Origin of the sequence: Parasphingopyxis sp. (assembly GCF_052168275.1) — a bacterium.
In the GTDB taxonomy this organism is placed as follows: domain Bacteria; phylum Pseudomonadota; class Alphaproteobacteria; order Sphingomonadales; family Sphingomonadaceae; genus Parasphingopyxis.
In genome coordinates this window covers 22,222-29,187 of record NZ_JBQLZM010000107.1, presented here as the reverse complement: position 1 = coordinate 29,187, position 6,966 = coordinate 22,222, and the positions used below count along the sequence as shown (strand labels likewise).

Annotated in this window: 5 protein-coding genes; 1 reads left to right on the top strand and 4 read right to left on the bottom strand. The window is 69.1% G+C overall.

Annotated elements, in window-relative coordinates; all coding sequences use genetic code 11:
* Positions 1 to 1,359 (bottom strand): dihydroxy-acid dehydratase (locus ACTS1X_RS09555; protein WP_442614160.1); only part of this gene is annotated, 1,359 nt, incomplete at its 3' end.
* An 18-nt stretch (positions 1,360 to 1,377) separates the two neighbouring features.
* Positions 1,378 to 2,106 (bottom strand): N-formylglutamate amidohydrolase, encoded by a 729-nt coding sequence (locus tag ACTS1X_RS09550; RefSeq protein ID WP_442614159.1) that lies wholly within the window; start codon positions 2,104 to 2,106, stop codon positions 1,378 to 1,380.
* Between the two features lie 118 nt (positions 2,107 to 2,224).
* On the opposite strand from ACTS1X_RS09550, the gene ACTS1X_RS09545 reads away from it, so the two are divergent.
* The gene (locus tag ACTS1X_RS09545) at positions 2,225 to 4,075 is read left to right on the top strand and encodes a DUF885 domain-containing protein (protein WP_442614158.1); all 1,851 of its coding nucleotides are present in this window, start codon (positions 2,225 to 2,227) and stop codon (positions 4,073 to 4,075) included.
* Between the two features lie 429 nt (positions 4,076 to 4,504).
* On the opposite strand, the gene ACTS1X_RS09540 is transcribed toward ACTS1X_RS09545, so the two are convergent.
* The gene (locus tag ACTS1X_RS09540) at positions 4,505 to 5,359 is read right to left on the bottom strand and encodes a 4-(cytidine 5'-diphospho)-2-C-methyl-D-erythritol kinase (protein ID WP_442614157.1); all 855 of its coding nucleotides are present in this window, start codon (positions 5,357 to 5,359) and stop codon (positions 4,505 to 4,507) included.
* Positions 5,359 to 6,897 (bottom strand): tetratricopeptide repeat protein, encoded by a 1,539-nt coding sequence (locus ACTS1X_RS09535; RefSeq protein ID WP_442614156.1) that lies wholly within the window; start codon positions 6,895 to 6,897, stop codon positions 5,359 to 5,361. The genes ACTS1X_RS09540 and ACTS1X_RS09535 overlap by 1 nt, the downstream gene beginning before the upstream one ends.
* Positions 6,898 to 6,966: the final 69 nt, after the last annotated feature.

Genomic DNA, 6,966 nt, shown 5'->3' with positions numbered 1-6,966 from the left:
CGACAGCATCTCGCGCATGCCGGGGCCGCCCTTGGGCCCTTCATAGCGGATGACGATCACCGAGCCTTCGGCGATATCGCGCTTCTCGACCGCGGCAAAACAGTCTTCCTCGCTGTCGAAGCAGCGCGCCGGGCCTTCGAACTGCAGCCGCTCCATCCCCGCGACCTTGACGATCGCGCCGTCGGGGGCGAGCGATCCCCTGAGGCCGACGACGCCGCCTGTCGGCGTGATCGGCTTGTCGACGGCGTAGATGACCTTCTGGTTCGGGTTCCAGACGACGCGGTCGATATTCTCGCCCAGCGTCTTGCCGGTCACGGTGATGCACTCGCCGTCGAGCAGGCCGTTTTCGAGCAGCGTCTTCATCAGCATGTAGACGCCGCCCGCCTCGTACATGTCCTTGGCGACATATTTGCCGCCCGGCTTGAGGTCGGCGAGATAGGGCGTCGACTTGAAGGTCTCGGCGACGTCGAACAGGTCGAAATCGATCCCGCACTCGTTCGCCATCGCCGGCAGGTGCAGCGCCGCGTTGGTCGACCCGCCGGTCGCGGCGACGACGCGCGCCGCATTCTGGAACGCCGCTTTCGTGCAAATGGTGCGCGGGCGGAGATCGGCCTCGAGCAGGTTCATCACCTGCTCGCCCGCCGAGCGCGCGATATCGGCGTTCGATTCATAGGGCGCGGGGACCATGTTGCTGTTGGGCAGCGAAAGCCCGATCGCCTCGCCGACGCACGCCATCGTGTTGGCGGTGAACTGCCCGCCGCACGCGCCATGGCCGGGACAGGCCACCTTTTCGAGCTCGATCAGTTCCTGGAGCGGGCAATTCTCGGCCTCGTACTGGCCGACCGCCTCGAACACGTCGACGACGGTAACGTCCTCGCCATGGAACTGCCCCGGCAGGATCGATCCGCCATAGACGAAGATCGACGGCACGTTGAGCCGCAGCATCGCCATCATCATGCCCGGAAGCGACTTGTCGCAGCCCGCGAAACCGACCAGCGCGTCGTAGCAATGGCCGCGCATCGAAAGCTCGATCGAATCGGCGATGACCTCGCGGCTGACAAGCGAACTCTTCATTCCCTGATGGCCCATCGCGATGCCGTCGGTGACGGTGATCGTGTTGAACCGGCGCGGCATGCCGCCGCCCTGGATCACGCCCTCGCGGCAGATATCGGCCTGATAGTCGAGCACGGTGTTGCACGGCGCGCTGTCGTTCCCGGCACTGGCCACGGCGACGAAGGGGCGGTTGATCTCCTCCTCGCTCAAGCCCATCGCGTAATAATAGCTGCGATGGGGCGCGCGCGACGGCCCCAGCGAGACGTGCCGGCTCGGCAGTTTGCTCTTGTCGAAACGGTTGGACATGAAACTTTCCTGATCGGTCTATATGAGCGCGTCGCGCGTTTCGGCGATGACGGGCACGAGCAATTCGGCCCATTTCCTTGCGCCTTCTGCGTCCGCGATCAAGTCATTCCGCACCTCGATCGCGAGATAGGGCAATCCGCGCGCCTCGGCATGGAGGTCCATCGTCGCGTTCAGTTCCTGCCCAGAATAGGGCTCGTTGTCGCCGACATGGAGGCCGAGCGCCTCGAGCTTGGGGATCGCGATGCGCGCCGCCCGGTCGTCCCGGTTGTAGAGGATGCCGGCGTGCCAGGGCCGGGTTTCGTGCGCGCGCGTCTCGAGCCGGGGCGTGAAGCTGTGCAGGGTGAAGAGCATCGTCGGCGCATGGGTATCGACCAGTTCCGCCGCCCGGCCGTGATAGGGATGCCAGAAGCGCTCGATCCGCTCGCGCCGCCCGGCCTCGTCGAGCGCGGCATTGGCCGGGATATGGTGGCCGTCGCTATGGACGGGCGTCGCCGCCGGATTGTCGTGCTCGCGATGGAGGTCGACGACGAGGCGCGAGACGTTGGCGATGATCGCCGGGCAGCCCAGCTCGGCCGACACCAGCATCGCCAGCCGGTCGACGCCGATATCGACCGCGACATGCTTGTCGAGCACCGACGGATGCACGCCGAGGTCGATATCCTCGGGCACCCGGTTCGATGCATGGTCGGCAATCAGGACAAGCCCGGACTCCGCCCGCCCCGCGATCTCGATAAAGACGTCGGTCATGCCGCGCATTCCAATAGGGATTTTCTATTCGAAACTCGCATCGCGCCCTAGTTGCCGTGCCGCGCCGGCTATGTCACCACAGAAGAAACTGGCCCAAGCAGAAAACAGGATGTCGCACATGGGTTTCGAACTGACGCGCCGCGAGGCCATGGCCGGGCTCGCCGCCGGAACGATATTGGGGGTCGGCGGATGCGCGACCCTGCCCGCCCGGGAGGCGCAGGGCTGCGACGCCGGGATGGCGCTCGCGATGGAGGCGGACCGGCTGCTCGCGCTGCTGCCCGAAGTCGCGACCTATAACGGCGCCGACGCGGCGCTCGACGGCGGCCCGCTCGCGCGCCGGCTCGACGATTATTCCCCCACCGGCGAACAGGCGCTGCGCGACGGCACGGCGGCGAGCCGGGCGCGCATCTCCGCGCTCGACTGCCCGCGCGGTTCGCGCGACGCGCTCCATGCCGCGGTGTCCGAAGCGGTGCTCGCCAATGCCGGGGGCTCGGCCGCCATCCCCTACGGCCGGATCAACCCGTTCAGCTACGTCAACCATCTCCCCTATCTCGTCTCGCAGATCAGCGGGCCGCACATCGATTCCCAGGCGGTGATGACGACCCAGCAATCGGTGCGGACGCCCGAGGCGATCGACGCCTGGCTCGAAAAGCTGAACGGCTTCGAGACGGCCTTTGCCGGCGTCCTCGAAAAGGTCCGCGCCGACGAGGCCGCCGGCTGCCGCCCGCCCCGGGCGCTGCTCGCCAAGACGCTCCCCGTGCTCGACGCCTTTCTCGCGGGCCCGGCCGAATCCCATCCGCTGATCGAGGCGTTCGACGACGGCATGGCCGCCGCCGTCACCGACACGACCCTGCGCGCCACGGCCCTGCATTTCGCCATCACCGCGCTGCAGACCAAAGCGCGCCCCGCCTTCCAGCGGCTGCGCGACCAGATCGCGGACATGCTGCCGCGCGGCCAGGAGCATTCCGGCATCTGGGCCCAGCCCGAGGGCGAGGCGCTCTATGCGGCCAATGTCCGGGCGCTCGGCGATACCGAACAGTCGCCGGACGAGATCCACGATATCGGCCTCGACGAGGTCCGCCGGATCACCGCCGAGATGGACGCGCTGCTCGCCGCGAACGGCGAGACCGGCGGCAGCGTCGGCGAACGGATGCTGCGGCTGGCCGGCGACGAGCGCTTCCTGTTCGCGGACAGCGACGCCGGGCGGCGGGAACTGCTCGACTATGTCGGCGAGCTCGCCCGGCGCGCCGAAGCCAATTATGGCGACATGCTGCCGCCCGACATCATTCCCCGGCAACAGCTGGTCATCCGCCGCGTCCCGGTGGCGACCCAGGACAGCGCGCCCGGCGGCTATTACGACGCGCCCTCGCTCGACGGCACGCGGCCCGGCACCTACTGGATCAACCTGCGCGACATGCGCGCGGTGCCGCGCTTCCGCCTGCCGACGCTCACCTATCACGAAGGCGTGCCCGGCCATCACACCCAGGTCGCGATCGCCAGCGGCCTCGGCGAAGCGCCGCTGATCATCCGGATCGCGAGCTTCAACGGCTATCAGGAAGGCTGGGCGCTCTATGCCGAACTGCTCGCCAAGGAGCTCGGCTATTATGACGACGATCCGTTCGGCGATCTCGGCCGGCTGCAGGACGAGCTGTTCCGCGCCGTCCGCCTCGTCGTCGATACCGGGCTCCATCACAAGCGCTGGACGCGCGAACAGGCGATCCGCTTCATGCAGGGCGCGACCGGCATCGCCGAGAGCCGGGTCATCGCCGAGATCGAGCGCTATATGGCCTGGCCCGGCCAGGCGCTCGGCTACAAGCTCGGCCAGCTGCGGCTGATCGAGTTGCGCGAGCGGATGCGCACGGCCCAGGGCGGCGCCTTCGACGTCCGGAATTTCAATGCGATCGTGCTCAATCAGGGCGCGATGCCGCTCGGCCTCGTCGCCGAGCGCCTGGCCGCCGCGGGCCGCTGAACGGAAACGGGCAGCGCCGCCCGGAGGCGTGCTGCCCGTTTCAATGACGTGCGCGCTTTGGAGAGTTCGCAGATCATTGGCGGACGTCACCCGCAGGGGGATCGATCCGTTCGTCCGCCAATATTAGGGCTATTGCATAAGAAATGGCGCAAAAAGAGGGTTAACGGCAGAAACCGGTCCGTTTTCGAGCGTCATTGTGAGCGCTGCAAAACGCTTCGGCGGTTATCGATTTCCGTCATCGGTCGGAATCCCCCTCCCCTTGATGGGGAGGGGCTAGGGGTGGGGTGATCTATCAACGGGCGGCATCGCCAGCCGATGGTGCACCCCCACCCAACCCTCCCCCATCAAGGGGGAGGGCTTCGCATTTTTCGTGGCAAAAAAGGACAACCGCCCGTCAAGCGCAGCGAGCCGGACAGATTGACCACGCCCCTACCGCAGCCGCGACCGCAGCATCCACCAGTCGGGATTGTCGCCCGCAATCGCATCCGCCGCCGCATCGCGCGTCGCGAAATCGTCGAACAGCGCGAAACAGGTGGCCCCGGAGCCCGACATGCGGACGAAGCGCGCGCCGGGCTGGCCCGCGAGCGCCGACAGCACGTCGCCGATGACCGGCTGGGCGGCCCGGGCGGGCGCCGCGAGATCGTTGCGCCAACCGGCATCGAGGCGCGGCGGATCGGCGAGCGCGAGTCCGCCCCGGTCCCGTCCGTCCCAGCCCGCGAACACCGGCCCGGTGGGCACCGCGACGCCCGGATTGACGAGCAGGACGGCGCGCCGCGCGATTTCCCCGAACTCGACTGGCGCGAGATCGTCGCCCTTCCCCTCGCCCCGGCAGGTTCGCGACAACAGGCAGGCCGGCACGTCCGCGCCGAGGCCGCCCGCGATCGTCGCGAGCAGCGGATCGTCCTCCGGCACCGCCCAAAGCCGCGCCAGCAGCCGCAGCGTCGCGGCCGCATCGGCCGATCCGCCGCCGATTCCGGACGCGACCGGCAGATTCTTCGTCAGCCGGATGAGCGCCCCCGCCTCCGGCGCCCGTTCGGCGCGCAGCCGCGCGGCCGCTTGCATCACCAGATTGTCCTCACCCGTCGAAAGGCCGGCGGCGAACGGCCCGTCGATGGTCAGGCGGAGACCCTCCGCCCGCTCGGCCTCCAGCACATCGCCGTCCTCGCAAAAGGCGAACAGCGTTTCGATCCGGTGATAGCCGTCGGGCAACCGTTCGCGAACGTGCAGCGCGAGGTTGATCTTGGCATGGGCGGTTTCGCGCAATGCCCGCTGGCGCTCCGCCATCAGGGCGAGGCGGTCTCGGCGGTGAGGCCAATGTCGAGCTTCCGGCGAATCCGCTCGGCCGCCTCGTCCTCCGCCGATACCAGCGCCGCCTGCCAGGCGAAGCGCGCGTCGCGCCGGCGGCCCGCCGTCCAATAGGCGTCGCCGAGATGCTCGTTGATCGTCGGTTCGGCCGGCTCGCCGACCGATGCGCGTTCGAGCATGGGGATCGCGCGATCGAGATCGCCGCGCACATAATAGACCCAGCCGAGCGAATCGGTGATCGAGGGGCTGTCCGGGCTGAGTTCGCTCGCCCGGCGGATCAGTTCCTCGGCATGATCGAGATCCTCGCGGCGTTCGAGCAGTGCATAGCCGAGATAGTTGAGCGCCATGGCCTGGTTGGGGGCGAGTTCGACCGCCTTTTCCAGCGCCGGCCGGGATTCCGCCCAGCGCCCGGCATCGAGCAGCGCCCCGCCATAGAGCAGCCAGGCGCTCCACGGCGCCGCGTCGCCGCCGGCCAGCGTCACCGCGCGGCCATAGGCCTCGGCGGCATCGCCATAGCGTTCGAGCGCCGCGTAGCGCTCGCCATACCGTTGCCAGTCGGCCGCCGTCGCATCGCGCGCCTCGGCGCGGCCGCGCGCCAGTTCGAGCGCCGCCTCCGGCTCGTCGGTTTCGGCCAGCAGCTGGACGCGCATGTCCTGCACATCGGCATAGAAGGGGTCGCGCGATCCGACGCCGTCCAGCGCGGCAAGCGCCGCGTCTTCCTGCTCGGCCTGGTTCAGGATGCCGCTGGTCACGAACCAGCCGACCGAATTGTCGGGGGCGAGGAAGGTCGCGAACCGGCTGATCGTCAGCGCCAGCGAAGACGCGTTCTGCCGGTTGATCTCGGTGGCGAGCCGGACGAACATCTCCGCAATACCGTCCGACGCGCTGTCGACCGCGCCGGGGATCGACCGCCGGCGTTCGATATTCTCGCGCGCCGCGCGTTCGGCGCGGCTGTCGCCCGGAAGGAGCGCCAGCGCCTCGTCGCGCTGGCGCGCCTGGACGAGCCGCGCCGCCGCCGCAAGACGCAGCCGCAGGAACCGGGGCGGGCCGAGCTCGCTCAGCGCCAGCGTTTCGGCGATCCCTTCGTCATGGCGGCGCATGGCGAGCAGCAGCAGGGCGCGATGCTCGCGCGCATAGTTCGCCGCGATCGCGTCCTGATCGCCGGCCGCCAACAGTTCGAGCGGATCGTCATCGCCCGCTCCGTACGCGATCCAGGCCCGCATCACGGGCGCGAGCGAGGAAAACAGCCCCTGCTCCTCGATCCGGTCGACGACGCGCCGCGCCTCGGCCCAGTCGCCGTCCTCGAGCGCCTCGATCAGGAACAGGAATTCGCCGTCGGGCGGCAGCGCCGCGCCGCTGCGCAGCGATTGCGCCGCGCGCAGCGCCAGCCCGCGGTCGCCGGCCGCGACCGCCCGGCGATAGGCGCGGGCCGCCAGCGTTTCGTCGAACGGCGCATCGGACAGCGCCGAAGCGTATCCCTCCGCCGCGAGGCCGAGCTGCCCCGAAGCGTCCGCCACCCGGGCGCGGGCATAGTCGGCGAGCGGATTGCTCGCCTGCGCGGCGCCCGAAAAGGCGAGCGCCGAGGC